The sequence below is a fragment of the Stenotrophomonas terrae genome (assembly GCF_039674165.1).
Taxonomy (GTDB): Bacteria; Pseudomonadota; Gammaproteobacteria; order Xanthomonadales; family Xanthomonadaceae; genus Stenotrophomonas; species Stenotrophomonas terrae_A.
On sequence record NZ_JBDJMY010000013.1, the window covers coordinates 1 to 20126 of the forward strand.

At 66.4% G+C, this 20126-nt stretch carries 18 protein-coding genes; 4 read left to right on the plus strand and 14 right to left on the minus strand.

Translation table 11 applies throughout. The features are described 5' to 3' along the window. Positions 1-389: 389 nt before the first annotated feature. From ABE493_RS08040 to ABE493_RS08085, 10 genes are all read right to left on the minus strand, one after another. Complete coding sequence (locus ABE493_RS08040) at positions 390-1688, minus strand: DUF58 domain-containing protein (protein WP_346498420.1); 1299 nt, start codon at positions 1686-1688, stop codon at positions 390-392. A gap of 214 nt (positions 1689-1902) precedes the next feature. Next, positions 1903-2928, minus strand: coding sequence for an AAA family ATPase (locus ABE493_RS08045; RefSeq protein ID WP_346498421.1), 1026 nt, complete (start codon positions 2926-2928; stop codon positions 1903-1905). Beyond that, positions 2925-4076, minus strand: coding sequence for a DUF4350 domain-containing protein (locus ABE493_RS08050; protein ID WP_346498422.1), 1152 nt, complete (start codon positions 4074-4076; stop codon positions 2925-2927). The genes ABE493_RS08045 and ABE493_RS08050 overlap by 4 nt, the downstream gene beginning before the upstream one ends. Beyond that, positions 4073-5662: a DUF4129 domain-containing protein gene (locus ABE493_RS08055; protein ID WP_346498423.1), complete on the minus strand. Its 1590-nt coding sequence runs from the start codon at positions 5660-5662 to the stop codon at positions 4073-4075. Before ABE493_RS08055 ends, ABE493_RS08050 begins: the two co-directional genes overlap by 4 nt. Further along, positions 5652-6644 (minus strand): stage II sporulation protein M, encoded by a 993-nt coding sequence (locus ABE493_RS08060; RefSeq protein ID WP_346498424.1) that lies wholly within the window; start codon positions 6642-6644, stop codon positions 5652-5654. Before ABE493_RS08060 ends, ABE493_RS08055 begins: the two co-directional genes overlap by 11 nt. Further along, complete coding sequence (locus tag ABE493_RS08065) at positions 6641-7336, minus strand: RDD family protein (RefSeq protein WP_346498425.1); 696 nt, start codon at positions 7334-7336, stop codon at positions 6641-6643. The genes ABE493_RS08060 and ABE493_RS08065 overlap by 4 nt, the downstream gene beginning before the upstream one ends. A 183-nt stretch (positions 7337-7519) precedes the next feature. Then, positions 7520-8428: a DUF2167 domain-containing protein gene (locus tag ABE493_RS08070; protein ID WP_346498426.1), complete on the minus strand. Its 909-nt coding sequence runs from the start codon at positions 8426-8428 to the stop codon at positions 7520-7522. A 78-nt stretch (positions 8429-8506) separates the two neighbouring features. Continuing rightward, entirely contained in the window at positions 8507-9046 is a 540-nt protein-coding gene (locus ABE493_RS08075) for a gamma carbonic anhydrase family protein (protein WP_346498427.1), read from the minus strand. Between the two features lie 378 nt (positions 9047-9424). Beyond that, positions 9425-11314: a tRNA uridine-5-carboxymethylaminomethyl(34) synthesis enzyme MnmG gene (gene mnmG / locus ABE493_RS08080; RefSeq protein WP_346498428.1), complete on the minus strand. Its 1890-nt coding sequence runs from the start codon at positions 11312-11314 to the stop codon at positions 9425-9427. Between the two features lie 491 nt (positions 11315-11805). Next, a complete protein-coding gene (locus ABE493_RS08085) occupies positions 11806-12432 on the minus strand; it encodes a hypothetical protein (protein ID WP_346498429.1) in 627 nt (208 codons plus the stop codon). Between the two features lie 142 nt (positions 12433-12574). Here ABE493_RS08085 and ABE493_RS08090 point away from each other — a divergent pair, with 142 nt between their 5' ends. Together ABE493_RS08090 and ABE493_RS08095 are read left to right on the plus strand one after the other, a co-directional pair. Continuing rightward, positions 12575-13537: a pyridoxal-phosphate dependent enzyme gene (locus tag ABE493_RS08090; RefSeq protein WP_346498430.1), complete on the plus strand. Its 963-nt coding sequence runs from the start codon at positions 12575-12577 to the stop codon at positions 13535-13537. Next, complete coding sequence (locus tag ABE493_RS08095) at positions 13522-14142, plus strand: YdcF family protein (RefSeq protein ID WP_430980733.1); 621 nt, start codon at positions 13522-13524, stop codon at positions 14140-14142. Before ABE493_RS08090 ends, ABE493_RS08095 begins: the two co-directional genes overlap by 16 nt. 332 nt (positions 14143-14474) lie before the next feature. On the opposite strand, the gene bioC is transcribed toward ABE493_RS08095, so the two are convergent. The 4 genes from bioC to bioB all read right to left on the minus strand — a co-directional run bounded on the left by bioC (position 14475) and on the right by bioB (position 18567). Continuing rightward, positions 14475-15362, minus strand: a complete 888-nt coding sequence (gene bioC / locus ABE493_RS08100; protein WP_346498433.1) for a malonyl-ACP O-methyltransferase BioC — start codon at positions 15360-15362, stop codon at positions 14475-14477. Positions 15363-15454: 92 nt separating this feature from the next. Further along, on the minus strand, positions 15455-16222 hold the full coding sequence (gene bioH / locus ABE493_RS08105) for a pimeloyl-ACP methyl ester esterase BioH (protein WP_346498434.1): 768 nt from the start codon (positions 16220-16222) through the stop codon (positions 15455-15457). 17 nt (positions 16223-16239) lie between these two features. Continuing rightward, on the minus strand, positions 16240-17448 hold the full coding sequence (gene bioF / locus ABE493_RS08110; protein ID WP_346498435.1) for an 8-amino-7-oxononanoate synthase: 1209 nt from the start codon (positions 17446-17448) through the stop codon (positions 16240-16242). Positions 17449-17538: 90 nt separating this feature from the next. Beyond that, positions 17539-18567, minus strand: coding sequence for a biotin synthase BioB (bioB, locus tag ABE493_RS08115; protein WP_346498436.1), 1029 nt, complete (start codon positions 18565-18567; stop codon positions 17539-17541). A gap of 49 nt (positions 18568-18616) precedes the next feature. On the opposite strand from bioB, the gene ABE493_RS08120 reads away from it, so the two are divergent. After that, complete coding sequence (locus ABE493_RS08120) at positions 18617-19342, plus strand: ComF family protein (protein ID WP_346498437.1); 726 nt, start codon at positions 18617-18619, stop codon at positions 19340-19342. Positions 19343-19486: 144 nt separating this feature from the next. Beyond that, positions 19487-20068 carry an HdeD family acid-resistance protein gene (locus tag ABE493_RS08125; protein ID WP_346498438.1) on the plus strand — a complete coding sequence of 194 codons (582 nt, stop codon included), beginning with the start codon at positions 19487-19489 and terminating at the stop codon, positions 20066-20068. The last annotated feature ends 58 nt before the right edge of the window (positions 20069-20126 follow it).

A 20126-nucleotide genomic window follows, 5' to 3' on the forward strand; every position in this document is an offset into this window, starting at 1 on the left:
CCGCGTCGCGGCCCCCGCGGGCCGGGGGGGGTTTTGTCGGGGCCCCTCCTCGGCGGTGGCGCCCCCGCCACTACATGGTGGGCTTTTGTAGGAGCGGCGTGAGCCGCGAAGCAGGCGATGCTGAAAATGCCTTGTAGAGCCGAGCCATGCTCGGCTGGGGCGTTACCGGTGAAGCTTCTGCCGAGCATGGCTCGGCACTACAGGTGGGGCTTTTGTAGGAGCGGCGTGAGCCGCGAAGCAGGCGATGCTGGATGCCTTGTAGAGCCGAGCCATGCTCGGCTGGGGCGTTACCGGTGAAGCCTCTGCCGAGCATGGCTCGGCACTACAGGTGGAGCGTTTGCCGCGCATGGCTCGGCACTACCGGGTTGCGGCGGCTGCCGTTTGCGCGCTTACAGCAGGCCGTCGCGCTTTACCGCCAGATAGCGTTCAACCAGGGCCGCTGGCAGCTCTTCGGCGGTTACGTCCAGCACCATTACCCGATGGCTGCGCAGTGCTTCATGCGCGTCGCTGCGTTGTTGCAGGTAGCCGGCGATGGCGCCGGCCTGGATGGCATCCGGCAGGGTCTCCACTTCGCGCGTCAGTGCCTGATCCAGCTCGCGCTCGCGCAGGCTGGCCACGCAGACGAGATGCCGCTTCTGCAGCAGGCGCACGGCGGCCAGCAGGTCCTCGATATCTTCATCGCGAACATTGGTGACCAGCATCACCAGGCTGCGCCGTGATTGACGCAACGACAGCTCGGTGGCGGCGGCCAGGTAGTCGGTGGCAACCGGTTTGGGTTGCAGGTCGTAGCTGGCCCGCAGCAGGCTGTCGATCGCGCCCATGCCGCGTTTTGGCGCTACCCAGCGGCTGTCACCGCCGCTGGCGAACAGGCCGACGCCATCCCCCTGGCGCAGTGCCAGATACGACACCACCAGCGCGGCATTGAGCACGTGGTCGAAGTGCGACAGACCGCCTTCGTCGGCCATCATCCGCCGGCCGGTGTCGATCATCATCACCAGCTGCTGGTTCTTTTCGTCCTGGTACTCACGCGAGATCAACTTGCGCGCACGCGAGGTGGCCTTCCAGTCGATCTGACGCAGACTGTCGCCCACGCGGTATTCGCGCATCTGGTGAAAGTCGGTGCCTTCACCACGGCGGCGCTTGAGGTGTGCGCCCACCAGCCGCGAGGCCATCTCCGCACTGAGCAGGGCGAAGCGGGTCAGTGGGGCGAAATTGGGATAGACGCGCACGGTTTGCGGCGTGCCGACAGTGCGCTGCTGCCACCACAGCCGCAGCGGCGAATGCAGGCGCAGCTGCACGCCGTCAAACGCGAAGGTGCCGCGGTTGGCCGGGGTGAAGCGGTAACTGAAACGGGTTTCGCTTGCCTTGCCAAGTTTCAGGCGACGCGGCAGGCCGTCGCTGTTCCAGCCGTCAGGCAACAGGTCGAAAACATCGACGCGCTGTTTGCCGTAGGAATCCAGTTGCAGCCAGGTTTCGCGCTCGACGCCCAAAGCGAGCGAGTCGGGCAGTTCGCGTCGTACCTGCGGGCTTGGCTTGCGCCAGAGCAGCAGGATGTCGACCAGCGCGAGCAGGGCGATCGCCGCCCCGGTGAGGGTCCATGTCTGTATGGGCAGGTAGTGCAGGGCGACTGGCACGCCCAGCAGGCTCCACAGCATCAGCAGGGTGATCAGTAGGGGGGCGGGTCTCACTGGGTGGCCCTGGTTTTCGGGTGTGTTGGGGGTGAAGCAACTGCAGCAAGAACAAAAGCACCCCTCCCCAACCCTCCCCTCCGTGCTGCGCACGCAAGGGAGGGGGCAGGAGCAGAAGCACCTCTCTCCAGCCCTCCCATCCGCGCTATGCGCGCAAGGGAGGGGGCTGAGGCAAGGGCTTCGTTTGGCATGCTGGCGCTTGTTGCCGCGTTGCTCACTTGCGCGGCGCCTCCACCTTGGCGAGCAGGGCGGTGAGGGCGTCGTCGGCGGATTGGCCTTCGATCTGCAGTTCCGGCGCCAATGCGATGCGGTGACGCAGGGCCGGCTTGGCGATCTCTCGCACGTCGTCCGGGGTGACGAAGTCGCGGCCGGACAGCACGGCCTGGGCGCGTGCCGCGCGTACCAGTGCGATGCTGCCGCGCGGCCCTGCACCCAGGGCGATGCCCGGCCATTTGCGGGTGGCGGCGACAATGCGCACGGCGTAATCAATCACCTGCGGGTCCACGGTGATCGCCGCCACGGCCTTCTGCAGTTCCACCACGTCGGCGCCGCTGAGTACGCGCGGCACCTGGCTGAGATTGAAGTCGCTGGCGGTGCGGCCGGTGGTGATGGCCTGCACCATCTGCTTTTCGTCTTCCAGCTGCGGGTAGTCGATCAATACCTTCAGCAGGAAGCGGTCCAGCTGCGCTTCCGGCAGCGGGTAAGTGCCTTCCTGCTCCACCGGGTTCTGCGTGGCCATGGTCAGGAATGGCGGGGTCAGCTGGAAACCCTTGCCTTCGATGGTGACCTGGCCTTCCTGCATCACTTCCAGCAACGCGGACTGGGTCTTGGCCGGGGCGCGGTTGATTTCGTCGGCCAGCAGCAGGTTGGTGAACACCGGGCCACGGCGGATCTTGAAGCTCTCGGTCTTGGGGTCGTAGACGGCATGGCCGCTGACATCGCTGGGCATCAGGTCCGGGGTGAACTGCACGCGTGCGTAGTCCAGCTCCAGTGCCTGCGCCAGGGCGCGTACCAGCAGGGTCTTGCCGAGGCCCGGCACGCCTTCGATCAGCACGTGGCCGCCGGCCAACAGCGCGATCAGGATCTGGTCGAGCACGTCGGCCTGGCCGATGAACGCGTGGCCGACCGCACTGCGGATGCGTTCAACACGTTCGATCAGGGCGGCGCTGCTCGGACTGGGTGCAGGCGCAGGTGCGGGTGCATCGCCGGGGAGGGCAGGTGGAGTGAACGTGTCGGTCATAGCTGGTTTCTCATCTGGATGAGCAAGCGGATGCGTTCGCGCAGGGCGACATCGTCCTGCGAGGGGGGAATCTGCAGCGCGGTCTGCACGCGGCTGATGGGCCATTGCAGGTGGTCGGCAATGGCCTGGGCCTGGGCATCGCCGGTCAAGGCGGCCGCCACCGGCGCGCGCCGGCGCAGGCGGGCCAGGAACGCCTGGCGTACCGCGTCATACAGCAGGGGCGATTTGCCATAGCGGTGCAGGTGCTCGCCGCTGGCGCGTACGTGTTCCAGCAGCGAGCGGCGGTCTTCGCGCGGCGAGGGCAGCAGCGCACCGAATCGCTGGCAGCGCATCCACAGCCAGGCCAGCAGGGCCAGCAGCAACGGCACCCATACCGGCCAGCCGCGTTGGAACAGCGTCTTCCACAGCGACGGCATCTCCATCGCGTAGATCAGATGGGTGGTGCCCTTGCCGTAATTGGGGGCCAGCAGCAGGCGGGTGAGATCGCGGTGGGCGATGTCGCGCAGGCCGGGCTCGTGCTCGCCGTTGCCGTTCAGCAGGAAGTCCATGCTGCCCAGCACGTCCACCCGGCCCAGGCCGTAACGCAGGCGGGCATAGGCCAGCGTGTCATCGCCGCCAGCATCGGCCCAGCGGCGTTCGGCGCGAGCTTTGCCGGTAAGCGTGAAGCGACTGCCGCTGCAGAATTCATCGTGCGACGGCTGGCCTTCCACCTGCCAGATCTGGCAGCGTGCCGCCGCATCGGATGTCACCACGCCCAGGCGTTCGAGCAGGCCCTGCTCATTGCCGTCCAGGTCTTCATCCGCGTCGGGGGCGCGCAGCAGCAGGTGGCCGCCAAACTGCACCCAGTCCAGCAGGCCTTCCACCTGCGCCGGGGTGAGCTGGCGCGGGTCGTCCAGCAACAGCACGGTGTCGCCGGGCTGCAGCTGCATGGCAGGCAGATCGAGCTGGCGCCGGCTCTCGGCCTTGCTGCCGTCGCGGATCAGGGTTTCGCGCAGGGCATACAGTGCGTTGTAGGTCGGTTCGCCATACGCGGGCAGGGTGATTTCCTCGCTGCCTTTCTCGAAGCTGCGCAGGAACCACATGGCGATCAAGCCGACCAGCATCAACAGCACCACGCCGATCACGGTATTGCGTACGGGCGCACTCATGCCGGCCACCCGTACTGCCGATGCAGTTCGCCAATCAGCGCATTGAACTCATCCTCGCTGGGCAAGCGGCCGGCGTAGGCGGCGTACTGCCAGGTGCGGACCATGCGTGCGAACAGGTTGCGGTCCGCTTCCTGCGGCATCTTGCGCGCTGCGCGCAGGCACTGCGCTTCGGTGGCGCCGGGCGGCAGCACCACGTTGCCGCGCTGGATCAGCACTTCTACCGAGGCCCGGTACAGCAGGGCCAGGGCGTGGCGCGGCTTGCCTTCGTGCCACAGCCGGCGCGCGCTGCCGAGGATGTCCGGCGGCAGCACTTCGGGCAGCTGCAGGGCTTCCTGGATGGCGGGCGCCTGTACAACGCGGCGGCTGCGGCCACTGCCGCGCAGCCACGGCAGCCACCAGCGGGCGGTCAGCGCGAGCACCACCAGCAGCACGCCCAGCAGGATCCACAGGATGCTTTCGCCGATCAGCGCCACGGCCTTGGCGATGGCGCCGAGGATCGGGCCGGGATCGGGCTTGTCGCTTTCTTCCTTGGTCTCGGTGATCTTGTCCGATGCCTTCTTCACCCAGCGGCTGACGTTGCGCTTGGCACCCAGCTGCGGGTCTTCATAGGCGCGCGCGGCGGCCTGGCGGAAGCCGCTGGTGTCGACAGGCGCGGGGCCGAACAATTGTTGCGGGGTGGTTGCAGCAGATGTTGCTGCATCTTCGGGCGCGACATCCTTGTGGTTGCCGTGGCTGTTGATGCGGGGGGGCTCGGTGCTGTCCTGCGCGCGCGCCTGCAACGACGGCAACGCAAACACGGCCAGCAGCAGTACCAGCATCGGCGCCAACCCGGCCAGACGCTCGCGCAGCCGGCGGAAGGCGATTTCCACATCCCAGGCTTCCAGCTGGGTACGACGGTTGAGGTACAGGCCAAACCCGGCGCCGCTGTAGAACGGGCCGATCAGGGTCATGGCCAGCCACGCCAGCAGGTTGAAACCTATCCACGCCCAGGCCGGGGTGTCTTCGCCGATCAGTTCCCAGGTGGCGCGCAGCGATTCGGACAGCAGTTCCACCGGCACGAACATGAAGACCAGGGCGACACCGGCAAGCTGCAGCATCGTCTCGAAATGCCAACATACCCAGGTGAGCAGCGTGGCATGCCCGTAACTGGCACCGCCAAGCGCATGCCGGCGCGCGCGCCGCTGCGCGGCATCGCCACCTTCCAGCAGGTCGACCGGCATCAGCAGCGAACGCGCCGGGCTGAGCCGTCGCCAGCCCAGATAGGCGCCCACGCCGCGCCAGCCCCAGTTCCACTGCGCGCGCAGGGTCTGCGCGGTGCTGGGTTCGGCACCAAAGGCGCCGCGCGATATCACGTACAGCGGGATGCGCTCGAACGCGGGCTTGAGCCACCACAGGATCAGGCTGGACAGCCAGAAGCTGTCCAGCCACCAGCCGAGCAGGTTGAGCAGGGCGAATACCGGCAAGGTCAGCAGCAGCCATGGCTTCCAGATGGCCGCCGCATGCCGGCGCACCAGCGCGGTGCCCAGTTCCATGGCTTCCCACTGCGAACGCGCACGCAGGACCACATCGAGTTGGTCAATCCGCATGACCACCCCCGCGTCCGCCGCGCCACAGCCACAGCAGCACCACCGTCCACAGCACTGCCGACACGCTCAGCTTGCCCCACATCGGCACCCAGGCGATGGACGACCAGAACGCTTCGATGAAGGCGGCCACCAGCAGCATGAAGGCCACGCCCAGGCACAGCCGCGCGCCAATCACGCCGCCTTCGATCAATGCATCGATGCGCCGCTTGCGGCCCGGTGCCAGCAGTCGCAGGCCGAGCTGCAGGCCGGCGCCACCGGCAATGACGATGGCGGTCAGTTCGAACGGTGCATGGCCCACCACGAAGCGCCAGAACGGGTCGCCCGAGCCAATCTGCTGTAGATGGCCGGCGACCGCGCCGATGGTGACGCCGTTGAACAGCAGCACCAGGATGGTGCCGATGCCAGCCAGCAGACCACTGGCGAAGGTGCGCAGGCCGATGCTGATGTTGTTCATGATGTAGTGGCCGAACATCGCCCAGTCGGTGCCGCTGTCGCGGCCCAGGTGGTCGGCGGCCGGGTCGTACATCTTTTCCATCTGTGCGAGCTGGCGTGGATCCATCAGCATGTGGATCAGGTCGGGCTTGTATTGCAGCAGGACGAAAATGCCCAGCAGCGGAATGACGAACAATGCGCAGGCCACCCACATCGCCCCGGCCTGGCTGCGCACGGTGCTGGGGAAGTCGGCGAACAGGAATTCAACCGCGCGCTGCCAGCGTGGTGCCGGCGTGCGGTACAGCAGGTTGTGGCCGCGCTGCATCAGCTGCTGCAACCGTTCCACCAGCTGCGGGCTGTAGCCGCGGCGGCGCGCCAATGCCAGCTGCTGGCAGAGGCGGCGATAGCGCTGCGGGATGGTTTCATCGCCCAGCAGGTCGGGTTGCGGCGTGTGGCGCTGCTTGCGCGAATGCTCACCACGGCGTTGCAGCCAGTCCTCGAACTGCTGCCATTCGTGCTGGTAGCGGGTGACGAACTGCTCCTGTCTCATCGCCGCCCCAGCAGCCAGTTGGCCATCGCATACAGGCGCAGCACACCGGTCTGGCCGCGCTCCTGGCTGAGCCCGCTGACGATGTCGGCCAGTTCGCGTTGGCGCCCTGGCGACAAGGCCGGCGCACGTTCGGCGAAGGCGACCAGCGCTGCCTGTTCGCCGGGCTGCAGCGGCAGCGGCGGTGCCAGCACGGTTTCGATGCGCGCCGGTGCGGCGGCCGGACGCGGCGCGGTATGGATGACCAGCGAACCGGCGACCAGATCGCCCAGGCGGCGGCCGTGGGCATCAAACAGGCAGGTCACCAGGCCCAGCGCATAGCCAAAGGGCAGCGCATCGACGGTACGCAGCAGGTTGCGCACGATGGCCGGCATCCAGCCCAGTGGGGCGCCATCGCGTGCCACCACGCGCAGGCCCATGACTTTCTTGCCCAGCGTGCGGCCGAACCACACTTCCAGCACGATCGGGTAGGCCCAGAACATCAGGAACATCAGCCCCAGGTAGAGGCCCTGGCCGAAATCGCCCAGCGCCACCAGCAGCGGGCTCATCACCGCGAGCACGCCGAAGCGCACGCACAGGTCGATCAGCCAGGCCAGGGCACGCGGCACCGGACCGGCGGCAGGCAGCTGCAAGGGCACGCCTTCGGGGGTGATGACTTCGCGATAGGTGTCCAGCATCGGCCGCGCTGCGCTCATTGCAATGAATCCAGCACGAGGTGCTGGCGCTGCTTGCGGCGGATGGAAGCCCGGAGTCCGGCCCGGACGGATGCCTGTGGCATTCGTGTCTCTGCTACGTCCTTATCAGAGTGCTGACTGTAGCTGGCGGCAGCGCGAAAACCCAGCCCGCCGCGGTGATCGGCGGGCCGGCTGAGACAGATTTCAGCGAACGGTGCGGTTGTCGTCGCCACGTACGAACAGCTTCTTGATGGCACCGCCGAGGAACAGCAGGCCGATCAACAGCAGTTTCCAGAACTTGGCCAGCAGCAGGCCGAGCTTGGCAAACAGGCCGGCTTTTGCAGCCAGGCCGCCGCCAATCAGCGACGCCACACCATAGGCGGCCACCTTGTCGGTGCTGGGGTTGTGGTCGGCGTAACGTGCGCCCTGGTCGAACTCGGCCATCGGCAGCAGCTTGTCCATGCCCTCGCGCACCAGCGCCAGTTCGGACATGCCTGAAACCGCATTCAAGCTCAGGTAACCATGCCGTCCCAGCACGCGGATGTCGTAGTTGAGGGTGTGGTCGGGCTGGTTGTTGAAGGCCAGCTCGCGCGCCCAATAGAGTTTCTTGCTGCCGGCCTCATAGCGCGGCGGCACCGCCCAGCCCACCAGATCGAGCGTGCCGTAGCCGGCTTTCTCGCGTTCCGGGTTGCTCTCGCGGGTGTCGGTCTGCATGGTCGTGAGCAGATCGTCATAGTCGATCTTGCTTGCATCTTCGTCGGACACGTAGCCATCGTCGGACCAGGTGACCACCACCGCCCAGCTTTCCGGCTCGGTCAGGCCCGGGCTGCGCGGCACGATCAAACCCAACACGCTGTCATCGGGCGGGTTGCCCCACATGTCTTCCAGCACCCGCCGCGCATCGGCCTTGTCCAGGAAGCGGAAATCGCCATCCAGATTGAAATGGGCCCGCGCTTCGGGCACCTCGATCTGCCCGCTGCGGAACTGCAGCGATTGCTCGAACTGCTCCGCGCTCATGCCCGGTTCTTCCTGGGCGGAGGCGGCAAAGGAAACCACACACAGCAGTGCAACAGCCGCCAACAGGCGCTGCGCCACGATTCGCATCGACTTCATGTCAAACCCTCGAAGGCGTCCCCACGCCCAGGCCGGCAGTGTGCACTGACGGGCTGGGCGTCGACAATGGTTGCCGGCTCAGCCGTGCATGCCGCGGTACTGGTCCTTGACCCGCACGTAGTGATCGGCCGAATAACGCAGGCCTTCGATGTCTTTTTCGCTGAGCTGGCGCATCAAGCGGGCCGGATTGCCGGCCCATAGCTCGCCACTGCGCACCACCTTGCCCGGCCCCACCACCGCGCCGGCGGCAATGAAGGCGTTGGCTTCGATCACCGCGCCATCAAGGATGCAGGCACCCATGCCGATCAGGCAGTAATCACCGATGCTGCAGGCGTGGATGATGCAGCCATGGCCGACGGTGACGCCTTCGCCGATCAGCGTCGGGTAGCCGCCCTTGTTGTAGGGGCTGTCGTGGCTGACATGGATGATGGTGCCGTCCTGCACATTGGTACGCGCGCCGATGCGCACATGGTTCACATCGCCACGGATCACCGTACCCGGCCACACCGACGCATCATCGCCAATCTGCACATCACCGATGATGGTGCAGGCCTCGTCGATATAGACGCGCTCACCGAGGGTGGGGGTTTTGTCGAGGAAGGGGCGTAGTGCGGGCATGGTGCGGCTCAGATTCGGCAAGAAGCGTTGCTGTGCATGATAGCGCGGGGACTATGTACAGCCATGACCGCAGGTACGCATGCGCCTATGGCAATTGTCTGAAAATCATCTTCGATGCGGCTGCATTGATGTGGGGTCGGCGTAGCGCGGTTGAGGTTGGGATGTTCGCGAAAGGCACCCCTCCCCAACCCTCCCCTGCGCTTCGCGCAAGGGAGGGGGCAAGAGCGGCATTGCAGCGAACTGAAGGGGCGCATGAACAGCCCCCTCCCTTGCGCCGAAGGCGGAGGGGAGGGTTGGGGAGGGGTAGCTTTAAGCTTCAGCAACCAGCAACCAGCAACCAGCAACCAAAAGCCAAAAACCAAACTAAAAACTAAAAACTCAAGCCACCTTGCCGCGACGCGCCCGCTCCAGATGCACCAGCAGCAGCGAGATCGCTGCCGGCGTCATGCCCGGAATGCGCTGTGCCTGACCAATCGTCTGCGGGCGCACACGCTCCAGCTTCTGCAATGCTTCGGCTGACAAACCACGCACCGAACCAAAGTCGAAGCCTTCGACAATCGCCGTGTTCTCGTGCCGCTGCTGGCGCTCGATCTCGTCGCGCTGACGGTCCAGGTAACCGGCGTACTTGACGCTGATTTCCACCTGCTCGGCGACGCGTGCATCTTCAACGCCGGGGCCGAGTGAGGGCACCTGCATCAACTTGGTGTAGTCCAGTTCCGGGCGCTTGATCAGATCCAGCACATTGGTTTCGCGGCTGACCGCAACGCCGGTGGCGTCGGCTACTTCGCGGCCCAGCGCATTGCCCGGGGTTGCCCAGATGCCGCGCAGGCGTGCGCTTTCGCTGGCGACGGCGGCCTGCTTGGTTTCAAACGCGGACCAGCGACGGTCGTCGACCAGGCCGAGTTCGCGGCCGGTCGGAGTCAGGCGGGTGTCGGCATTGTCTTCGCGCAGCTGCAGCCGGTATTCGGCGCGGCTGGTGAACATGCGGTAGGGCTCGGTGGTGCCGTGGGTGATCAGGTCGTCGACCAGCACACCGATGTAGGCCTCGTCGCGGCGCGGGCACCAACCGTCCTTGCCCTGCACGAACAGCGCGGCATTGATGCCGGCCAGCAAACCCTGCGCGCCGGCTTCTTCATAACCGGTGGTGCCGTTGATCTGGCCGGCGAAGAACAGGCCGTTGACCTGGCGGGTCTCCAGCGTGTTCTTCAAGCCGCGCGGGTCGAAGAAGTCGTACTCGATGGCATAGCCAGGGCGGGTGATATGCGCCTGCTCGAAACCACGGATGCTGCGCACAAGGTCCAGCTGCACGTCGAACGGCAGCGAGGTGGAAATGCCATTGGGGTAGATCTCCACCACGTCCAGGCCTTCCGGCTCGACGAAGATCTGGTGGCTGTTCTTCTCGGCAAAACGCACCACCTTGTCTTCGATCGACGGGCAGTAACGCGGGCCGATGCCTTCGATCTGGCCGCTGTACAGCGGCGAGCGGTGCAGGGCGCCACGGATGATGTCGTGGGTGCGCTCGCTGGTGTGGGTGATCCAGCAGCTCACCTGCTGCGGGTGCTCGCTGACATCGCCCAGATAGGACATGACCGGCAGCGGATCGTCGCCGGGCTGCTCGTCCATCACGCTGTAATCCAGCGAGCGGCCGTCGATGCGTGGCGGCGTGCCGGTCTTCAAGCGGTCGATGACGAACGGGCGCTCGCGCAGGCGTGCGGCCAGCCTGGTTGCCGGCGGGTCGCCCATGCGGCCGGCGGTGTATTGGGTTTCGCCGATGTGGATCTTGCCGGCCAGGAAGGTGCCGGCGGTCAGCACCACTGCGGGAGCGTGGAAGCTCAGCCCGGTCTGCGTGATGGCGCCACGTACGGCGTCGCCTTCAATGATCAGGTCGTCCACGGCTGCCTGGAAGACAGTCAGGTTGGGCTGCGCCTCGACGATGCCGCGGATCGCCATGCGGTAAAGGTTGCGGTCGGCCTGGCAGCGGGTGGCGCGCACGGCCGGGCCCTTGGAGGCGTTGAGCGTGCGCCATTGGATGCCGGCGCGGTCGGCGGCGTGCGCCATGGCCCCGCCGAGGGCATCTATCTCCTTGACCAGGTGGCCCTTGCCGATGCCGCCGATGGCCGGGTTGCAGCTCATCGCACCGACGGTTTCGACGTTGTGGGTCAGCAGCAGGGTGCGGGCACCACCGCGCGCTGCGGCCAGGGCCGCTTCGGTACCAGCGTGGCCGCCGCCAATGACGATGACGTCGTAACGGTAGAAGGAATCGCTCATGGGCGTGAGATCGGTAAGGAAAGTGTGAAGTCGGTCGACGGGGTAAGCCCACGGTTCGACGGCGTGTCTGGCGATTTTACTGCCAAGGGCAATCAGGTATGCATCCACCCTAAAGTTGGCACGCAACCTGCAGTTAATACATTGCACCCAACGTGGCATGCGACATAGGCGCAATAAGGTCGGAATTGGAACAGGGGCCGACCGAAGCGTACGTTGGGGTAGCAGGGGGCCGGTAGTCGGGGGACTACCGGCCTTGCAATCCAGCAAGGCCCGCCTTGGCGGGAAAGCGTTAAAAGACAAAGCCCCGGCCTAGGCCGGGGCTTTGTCTTTTTAGGCGCCGATGTCCGACAGGGCCGGAACAGGGGGGATCCAGATTTCCTGACGGACATCGACATTGAACTGTCTGGGTGAGGCCGGTTTAGGTCACTATGCGACGCTGCCGGTCACCCGTGGAGCCAAGGATGCCTGCATTTTCACCAAATGCAACCTTTTTATCGCTCCCGGATCCGGATGCCGGTCGGCTGCCGGGTTTGTGACGGCTGTCGGGCCGGTGCAGGCCTTGCCTGAATAGCCGGACGCTCCGCTGCCGCCTGGGGCCGCTGCATGGCCGGCTGCATGGGTTGGGCCCGCTGCATCGGCTGGGTGTTGGCACGCGGCTGCGGGCGGCGCAGGTTGTCCAGGTTGCGCCACGGCGACTTGTTGCCACCGCCATTCACCGGTGGCGGCCGCGGTGGACGCCCTTCGTTGCCGCCATTGCCGTTGCCCGGTGGACGCGGGCGGTTGCCGCCATGGTTGTGATCACCATCGCCGCCGGGGTGCGGGCGGTTGCCGTTGCCATGGCCCGGTGGGCGCTGGCCATTGCCGTGATACGGCGGGCGCGGGCGGTTGTAGTTGGGCCGATAGACCGGGTAGCCATAGCTGCCGTAGCCGTAATAACCGCTGCCATAGCCATAGCCATCGTAGCCATAGCCGCTGTTCGGGTAGCCATAGGGATAGCTGTACTGCACCGAGGGGGAGCCGTGGTAATAGCCGCCCGAACCGCCGCCGACATAGTCATAGGTGGCACAGCCGGACAGGCCCAGCAGCAGGCCGGTGGAAATAATCAGGCGCTTGATCATGAGTGTCCCCCCCAATGGGAATGGCATCCAGCTTCGGGCCACGGCGTTGAATCGGCCCTTAATTCGCATCTACGAGGCTGAACATACAACGTGTGCGCAGATGAGATGGTCGCGGGGCCGGGGGCTGGGCTAACCTTTCACCATGAATGAACTCCCTTTGCCCGGATTTGCCGAGGTACTGGCAGCAGCAGCGCGGATTGCCCCCCATGCGACCGTCACGCCGGTGCTGCGCTCGCGCGCGCTGGATGCAGTGGCCGGCGCCAGTCTGCACTTCAAGGCCGAACACCTGCAGCGCAGCGGCGCATTCAAGTTCCGCGGCGCCTGCAATGCGGTATGGGCACTGGATGTGGAACACGCGCGGCATGGCGTGGTGACGCATTCCTCCGGCAATCACGGGGCTGCGCTGGCATTGGCCGCGCGCTCGCGGGGTATTCCCTGTCATGTTGTTGTGCCGGAAGGCGCGGTGGCCGCCAAGCTGGCCAATATCGAACGCAACCAGGCCACGCTGTGGCGTTGCGCGCCCACCCAGGCCGCGCGCGAGGCCGAATGCCTGCGCGTGCAACGTGAAACCGGTGCCACGCTGGTCCATCCCTATACCGATGCGCGGGTAATCGCTGGCCAAGGCACGGCGACGCTGGAGCTGATCCGGCAGGCCGCGGTGCAGCTGGACGTGCTGGTGGTGCCGGTGGGCGGCGGCGGTCTGGCAGCCGGCAGCCTGTTGGCGATGCAGCAGTTGTTGCCGCATTGCGAGCTGGTGCTGGCCGAACCGGCCGGTGCTGCCGATACCGCGCGCTCGCTGGCAGCCGGCGAACGGCTGATCGATTTTGTGCCGGACACCCTCTGCGATGGCCTGCGTGGCGCGCTGGGCGCCCCGAATTTCGCGTTGCTGCGTGATGCGGCGCAGGTGATCAGTGTCGAGGACGCCGATACCGTGGCGGCGATGCGCCTGATCTGGCAGGTGATGAAGCAGACCGTGGAGCCGTCGTCGGCAATCACCCTGGCGGCAGTGCTGGCGCAGCCGCAGCGCTTTGCGGGGCGCACGGTCGGCCTGGTGCTGTCCGGCGGCAATGTCGATCTGGATGCCTTGCCATGGGGGCAGGCATGAAGGCAGCTGCTGGGCGCACTGGGCTGCTGGGCTGGGTGTGGCGCTTGTGTGCATTGCTGTTGTTGTGGCTGTTGGGTGTGGCGGCATGGATCATCTGGGTAGGTGACCGTGACCAGGCCGCGCCGGCGGACGCCATCATCGTGCTCGGTGCTGCGGCGTATGACGCCAAGCCTTCGCCAGTGTTTGAAGAACGCATCCGCCATGGTCTGGATCTGTACCAGCAGGGCTATGCGCCCAAGCTGATTTTCACCGGTGGTTTCGGCGGTGCAGGCGCGCGGTTTTCCGAGTCGCAGGTGGCGCGTCGCTATGCGTTGAAGCAGAAGATTCCGGGCAAGGACATCCTGATCGAAACGCGTTCGCGCACCACCCGGCAGAATCTGGTCGAAGCCAAGCAGGTGATGGCCAGGCACGACATGCACAAGGTGATCGTGGTCAGCGACCCGCTGCACATGGCGCGCGCGCTGCGTTTATCGAAGGAGTTGGGGATTGATGCATTGGCATCGTCAACGCCGAGTACGCGGTTCCGCAGCTTTCACACCAGCTGGCGGTTTCTGCTGCAGGAAGTGTATTTCTTCCACCGCGACCTGTTTGTAAAAGGGGCTTGAGCGGCTGGGCATCCGCTCCTTTGTTTGTGGGAGCGGCGTAAGCCGCGAAGCTGGCGCACTGTCCGCTGGATTGTCTGCAAGGCCCCTGCCGAGCATGGCTCGGCACTACTCGAACGCCCTTGCGCCAGCGCAAGGGCCGGGGCGCGGAGCGGGGGTTGGGGTGAGGGCAGTTTTCGCTGGTAAAGCCCCTGCCGAGCATGGCTCGGCACTACCGTTTTAGCCCCTCTCCCGCTTGCGGGAGAGGGGTTGGGGTGTGGGCAGCTTTTCGCTGGTAAAGCCCTGCCGAGCATGGCTCGGCACTACGGAGCAGCGCCTGCTCCTGTCCCTAATCCCTATTCCTGCGTCTTGCGCCGAATCGGAATCGCCGACAACGGCACGCTCGCCACGTCATGCCCCTGCTCACGGATCGGCGCGCCCGGTGCCGGTGCCCAGGCATGCGCGTACACAACTTCCCAGCTACTCGGCAGCTTGCCGTCGGCGCGGCGCAGTGGCTCGTAGGCATCGCGTGCGGCAGCAAAACGGCTGCGGCCGGTCAGGGTGTGGCGACGGTTGTGCATGGCGTTGGTGGCGCCAATCGCCTTGAGCTCGCGCATCAGCGTTGGCAGGTCGTCATAGGTCAGGGTGAACATATCGCGGTCCAGCACCGGATCGCGGAAGCCGGCCATCATCAAGGCGTCGCCGAACTGGGCGATCTGCACGAAGTGGCTTACATGCGAGGTGTCGTCGGCCTGGGCGAATGCCTGGCGCAGTTCCACCAGCGTGTCGTGGGCGAAAGTGGAACAGACCAGCAAGCCATTGGGCTTGAGCACGCGGCGGAAGCCGGCAAATACCGCCGGCAGGTCTTCCACCCATTGCAGGCATAGGTTGCTGTAGATCACGTCCACGCTGTTGTCGGCCAGCGGCAGGGCGCGGGCATCGGCGCAGATGCGCGAGAACGGGCGCCACCAGCCAGCCTGCTTCCTGGCTTCGGCCAGCATCGGCAGGGCCAGGTCCAGCGCGATCACCTGCGCCTTGGGCCAGCGCTTCTTCATTGCCGCAGTGGCATGGGCCGGGCCGCTGCCCACGTCCAGCACCACCTGCGGTTGCCGGTCTTCCAGGTAGTCCAGCGATTCCAGCAGCCGCTTGGCTACTTCCTGCTGCAGCACGGCGGCGGCGCGGTAGCTGCTGGCGGCGCGCGAGAAGGCGCGGCGGACGTGTTTGGGGTCAAACAAAGAAGACATGGCAGTAATTCGGAATTCGGGTTGGGAACGGCGGTGCTTTCAGCGTGGCTGGAACATGATCGGCCAGGCTGCAGCAATGGCTGCGTAACCGCTCACGCGCAGCCAGCAACAAACTGTTGCAGCAGCCCGGCGACGTGGTCGGCATGGCCAAGGAAGGGGGCGTGGCCGCCACCGTCGATGGTATGTGCGGCATGCAGGCCCGGCGGAGCCAATGCCGCAGCCTGGTGCATGGCCTTGGGTGGCACCAGCCGGTCGCGCTGGCCGCCTATCCACAGGCCGGGTTTGTGCAGGCTGGGCAGGCTGCCGCGCAGGTCGCTGCGCTCCAGCAAGGCCAGGCCTTCGTGCAGGGCGCGTGGTGCCGGCTCACCGCGCTCGACCAGCGCATCGCGCAGGGTGCGCAGTTCGCTGCGGGCGTGTTGGGAGCCCATCACGTCCAGCGCGAGGAAGCGCTCCAGCGTGCCGCGATAGTCCTGCTCCAGATCACGCCCGAACTGCTCGAACACCACCGGCTCCACCGCGTCGGGCCAATCGGCATCGCGGACGAACCGTGGCGTCGCCGCCAGCATCGCCAGGCCGCGCACCTGCGGCAGCGTGGCGGCGCCATGCAGGGCGACCAGCCCGCCCAGCGACCAGCCGCACCACACCGCTGCCGGGGTGGCGCTGGCGATGGCGTTGACCAGGTAGGGCAGGCGCAAGGGGGTGGTGTCGTCGCGGCTGTGGCCGTGGCCGGGCAGGTCGACGATGTGCAGTTCGAACTGCGGCGCCAGTCGTTCGACCAGCGGCGCGAAGATACCGCCATGCAATGCCCAACCGTGGATCAGGACCAGGGCCGGTCCGCTGCCGGTGACGTGGATATGCATGGCGTTACAACCGGTTCTCAGGCAACGGAATTCAGCGACTTCTGGTACAGCACCACATCGCGGGCTTTGGCGATGGCTTCCACCAGCGCCTTGACCTGCTCCAGCGTATGCAGCGCCGACAAGGTCACGCGCAGGCGCGCCTTGCCTTCGGGCACGGTCGGCGGACGGATCGCACTGACCAGGAAGCCGGACTGCTCCAGCGTCGCCGACAAGGCCATCACCGTGGCTTCGTCGCCGCATAGCAGCGGCTGGGTCGGGGTTTCCGAGGCCATCAGCTCCAGCCCGTTGCGGCGGGCGCCTTCGCGGAAGCCGGCGATCAGTTCGGTGAGCTTTTCGCGGCGCCAATGGTCGCGCCGCGCCAGCTTCACCGCCGCCAGCGAGGCAGCCGCCTGTGCCGGTGGCAGTGCGGTGGTGTAGATGTAGGGGCGTGCGGTTTCGGCCAGGTGCTGGATCAGCGCTTCGTCGCCCACCACCACCGCGCCGTGGCCACCCAGCGCCTTGCTCAGCGTCAGCAGCTGCAGCGGAACTTCGTTCACGCCAAGGCCGGCATCGGCCACGCAGCCGCGGCCGTGCTCGCCGACCACGCCAATGCCGTGCGCGTCGTCCACATAGAACAGCGCCTCCTGCATGCGTGCCACCAGTGCCAGTGAGCGCAGCGGGGCGATGTCGCCATCCATGCTGAAGACACCGTCGGTGGCCAGCATGGCGGCGCCGTCGGCGGTGTTCTTGAGCTGGCGCATGGCGCCTTCGCTGTCCAGGTGCGGATAGCGGCGCAGGCGGCAGCCGGCCAGACGGCTGGCATCGAGCAGGCTGGCGTGGTTGAGCCGGTCCTGCACGCAGATGTCGGTTTCCTCGCTGAGCAGCGCCTGCTGCACGGCCAGGTTGGCCATGAAGCCGCTGTCGAACAGCAAGGCGCGCGGGTAGCCGAGCCAGTCGGCCATCTCGCGTTCCAGTTGCTCGTGCAGGCTGTGGTGGCCACAGACCAGATGCGAGGCGGTGCTGCCGGCGCCTTCGCGGCCGACGGCGTCCTGCAGTGCGGCGATCACCTCGAACTGTTGCGACAGGCCGAGGTAGTCGTTGCTGCAGAAGCCGGTCAACCAGCGGCCGTCCAGCTCCAGGCGCACCCCATCACGGCGGCTGATGCTGCGCCGGGTGCGGATGCGGCCTTGGGCAAGCCGCAGCTTGCGCTGGGCGTTGATGCGCTCGTGGATGTCAGGACGGGCCATGGCAGTGTTCATGGTCAAACGGGCAGCTAGCGTACTCGGTTGCCTGTAAGAATGCCCAAGCGGCGCCCCCGCCAGGGAGCGCCCGCCGGGTCATGCGCTGTGGGCGCAGGCCGGGGCGATATCCAGGTGCACCGTGCCGGGGTGGTCATGGTCCTCGGCATCCACGCTGACCTGCATCGGGCGGATGCCCAGGCGGGCAAACAGGGCCTGGTCGCGCTCGGTATCGGGGTTGCCGGTGGTCAGCAGCTTCTCGCCATAGAAAATGGAGTTGGCGCCGGCCAGGAAGCACAGCGCCTGCAGCTCGTCGCTCATGCTCTCGCGGCCGGCCGACAGCCGCACCATCGAGCGCGGCATGACGATGCGGGCCACCGCGATCATGCGCACGAACTCGAACGGGTCCAGCTCGGCACTGCCATGCAGCGGGGTACCGGCGACCTGCACCAGGCGGTTGATCGGTACCGAGTCCGGGTGCGCCGGCAGGTTGGCCAGCGCCTGCAGCAGGCCGGCGCGGTGCTCGCGGGTTTCGCCCATGCCGACGATGCCGCCGCAGCAGGTCTTCATGCCGGCGTTGCGCACGTGCTCCAGCGTATCCAGCCGGTCCTGGTACTGGCGGGTATGGATGATGGAGTCGTAGTAATCCGGCGCGGTGTCCAGATTGTGGTTGTAGTAGTCCAGCCCGGCGTCCTTCAGGGCCTGCGCCTGGTGGCCTTCGAGCATGCCCAGGGTGGCGCAGGTCTCCAGGCCCAGCGACTTCACCTCGCGGATCATCGCCGCGACCTTGGGGATGTCGCGGTCCTTGGGCGAGCGCCAGGCCGCCCCCATGCAGAAGCGCGAGGCGCCGGCCTGCTTGGCGGCGCGGGCGCGGGCCACCACGCTGTCGGTGTCCATCAGCTTCTGTGCGTCCACGCCGGTGTCATAGCGCTGAGCCTGCGGGCAGTAGGCGCAGTCTTCCGGGCAGCCGCCGGTCTTGACCGAGAGCAGGGTGGAGACCTGTACCTGCGCCGGGTCGAAATGCTGGCGGTGCACGCTGGCTGCGCGGTGCAGCAGCTCGGGGAAGGGCAGTTCGAGCAGGGACAGCAGCTCTTCGCGCTTCCAGTCGTGGCGGAGGACAGTGGACATCGGTGTTACCTGACAGATGGGGCGATGGAAGCGGCGCAGTCTGGTCAGCATGGACATTGCTGTCAACCATCAAGTGAAAGATTGGGTTTACAGGGTTGGGGGCCGCTTGTCGGCGCTGCTGTTCCCACCGCGTTGCCTGGTATGTGCCGAGCCGGGGCTGCCGGGGCGGGACCTGTGCCTGGCCTGCAGTGCCGGCCTGCCGTGGCTGTGGGCTGCTTGCCGGCGCTGTGCCTTGCCGCTGCCCGGTGCCGATGCCGCGTCCCTGTGTGGCCCTTGCCAGCGCTCGTCCTCGCCCCTGCAGGCGGTGCGGGCGGCGTTTGTTTACAGCGCGCCGGTTGACAGCCTGCTGCTGCGCTTCAAGTTTCACCATGATCTGAGCGCCGGGCGTTTGCTGTCGGCGCTGCTGGTCGATGCCGTGGCCGGCGCGGAGCGGCCGCAGGCGATCGTGCCGGTGCCGCTGCACCTGTCGCGGCTGCGCCAGCGCGGTTATGACCAGGCCTGGGAGCTGGCCAAGCCGGTGGCGCGCGCGCTGCAGCTGCCGCTGTACCGGGGCTTGCAGCGGCGGCGTTCAACCCAGCCGCAATCGGAGCTGGATGCGGTGCAGCGCCGTCGCAATCTGCATGGCGCCTTCACTGCGGTGGGGCAGTTGCCGGCACATGTGGTCCTGCTGGATGACGTGATGACAACCGGCGCGACCCTGCACGCCGCCGCGCTCACCCTGCACCGCGCCGGCGTGCAGCGGGTAGATGCCTGGGTCTGCGCGCGGGTGCCGTGAATGCCGCCAGCGCGGGGGTGATATCGCTCGCCTGGCAGCAGGCTTGAAATCGGCCATGTCATCTCTACATGGTGATTGGTACAGCGATGGGCCTAGACTGGGTCCAAGAGGCCTTTACACCTGTTCAATCATGAGGAGACAGACATGGGTACTTCCCCTGAATTTCCTGCTGGTTCGTTGTTTGGCACGGTGACACGCAACTGGTGGGTGCTGCTGCTGTTCGGCCTGTTGGCGGTTGTTTTCGGCGTACTGGCGGTGATGGCACCGGTACGTACCGCTGCCGTACTGGCCTGGTGGCTGGGCATCATGGCGGTTGTCGAGGGCGTGGTGGTGCTGATCTCGGCCTTCAAGGGCTCGGCGCCGGTATCGCGCGGCTGGGCGGTGTTCTACGCGCTGGTATCGATCGCTTTCGGCGTATTGGCGGTGATCAACCCGCTGGCCACGGCCAGTGTGCTGCTGCTGTTCCTGGCCGCTTGGCTGGTGGTGGGCGGCATCTACCGCATCGTATTCGCCATCCGCGTGCGCAAGCAGATCAGCGGCGAGTGGATGCTGATACTCAGCGGCTTGCTGGCGGTTGCCCTGGGCGTGATGTTCGCACTCAACCCGATTGCCGGCCTGGCGGTGACCTCGCTGTGGATCGGCGTGTTGGCATTGATCTACGGCGTGCTGCAGATAATTGCGGCGTTCCGCCTGCGTTCGCTGGGCAAAACCATCGGCGCGGTCTGAGGCTGCTTGTAGGAGCGGCGTAAGCCGCGAAGCAGATAGTCCGTCAGATCCAGGGAGG

What these genes read in the sequence shown, in the direction of transcription:
- ABE493_RS08070 (WP_346498426.1), bottom strand. Translation starts at nt 8,428, where the DNA reads ATGAAGTCGATGCGAATCGTGGCGCAGCGCCTGTTGGCGGCTGTTGCA.
- bioC (WP_346498433.1), bottom strand. Translation starts at nt 15,362, where the DNA reads ATGTCTTCTTTGTTTGACCCCAAACACGTCCGCCGCGCCTTCTCGCGC.
- ABE493_RS08065 (WP_346498425.1), bottom strand. Translation starts at nt 7,336, where the DNA reads ATGAGCGCAGCGCGGCCGATGCTGGACACCTATCGCGAAGTCATCACC.
- ABE493_RS08055 (WP_346498423.1), bottom strand. Translation starts at nt 5,662, where the DNA reads ATGCGGATTGACCAACTCGATGTGGTCCTGCGTGCGCGTTCGCAGTGG.
- ABE493_RS08125 (WP_346498438.1), top strand. Translation starts at nt 19,487, where the DNA reads ATGGGTACTTCCCCTGAATTTCCTGCTGGTTCGTTGTTTGGCACGGTG.
- ABE493_RS08060 (WP_346498424.1), bottom strand. Translation starts at nt 6,644, where the DNA reads ATGAGACAGGAGCAGTTCGTCACCCGCTACCAGCACGAATGGCAGCAG.
- ABE493_RS08095 (WP_430980733.1), top strand. Translation starts at nt 13,522, where the DNA reads ATGGGGGCAGGCATGAAGGCAGCTGCTGGGCGCACTGGGCTGCTGGGC.
- ABE493_RS08085 (WP_346498429.1), bottom strand. Translation starts at nt 12,432, where the DNA reads ATGATCAAGCGCCTGATTATTTCCACCGGCCTGCTGCTGGGCCTGTCC.
- bioB (WP_346498436.1), bottom strand. Translation starts at nt 18,567, where the DNA reads ATGTCCACTGTCCTCCGCCACGACTGGAAGCGCGAAGAGCTGCTGTCC.
- ABE493_RS08120 (WP_346498437.1), top strand. Translation starts at nt 18,617, where the DNA reads ATGGACATTGCTGTCAACCATCAAGTGAAAGATTGGGTTTACAGGGTT.
- ABE493_RS08090 (WP_346498430.1), top strand. Translation starts at nt 12,575, where the DNA reads ATGAATGAACTCCCTTTGCCCGGATTTGCCGAGGTACTGGCAGCAGCA.
- ABE493_RS08045 (WP_346498421.1), bottom strand. Translation starts at nt 2,928, where the DNA reads ATGACCGACACGTTCACTCCACCTGCCCTCCCCGGCGATGCACCCGCA.
- mnmG (WP_346498428.1), bottom strand. Translation starts at nt 11,314, where the DNA reads ATGAGCGATTCCTTCTACCGTTACGACGTCATCGTCATTGGCGGCGGC.
- bioH (WP_346498434.1), bottom strand. Translation starts at nt 16,222, where the DNA reads ATGCATATCCACGTCACCGGCAGCGGACCGGCCCTGGTCCTGATCCAC.
- ABE493_RS08075 (WP_346498427.1), bottom strand. Translation starts at nt 9,046, where the DNA reads ATGCCCGCACTACGCCCCTTCCTCGACAAAACCCCCACCCTCGGTGAG.
- ABE493_RS08050 (WP_346498422.1), bottom strand. Translation starts at nt 4,076, where the DNA reads ATGAGTGCGCCCGTACGCAATACCGTGATCGGCGTGGTGCTGTTGATG.
- bioF (WP_346498435.1), bottom strand. Translation starts at nt 17,448, where the DNA reads ATGGCCCGTCCTGACATCCACGAGCGCATCAACGCCCAGCGCAAGCTG.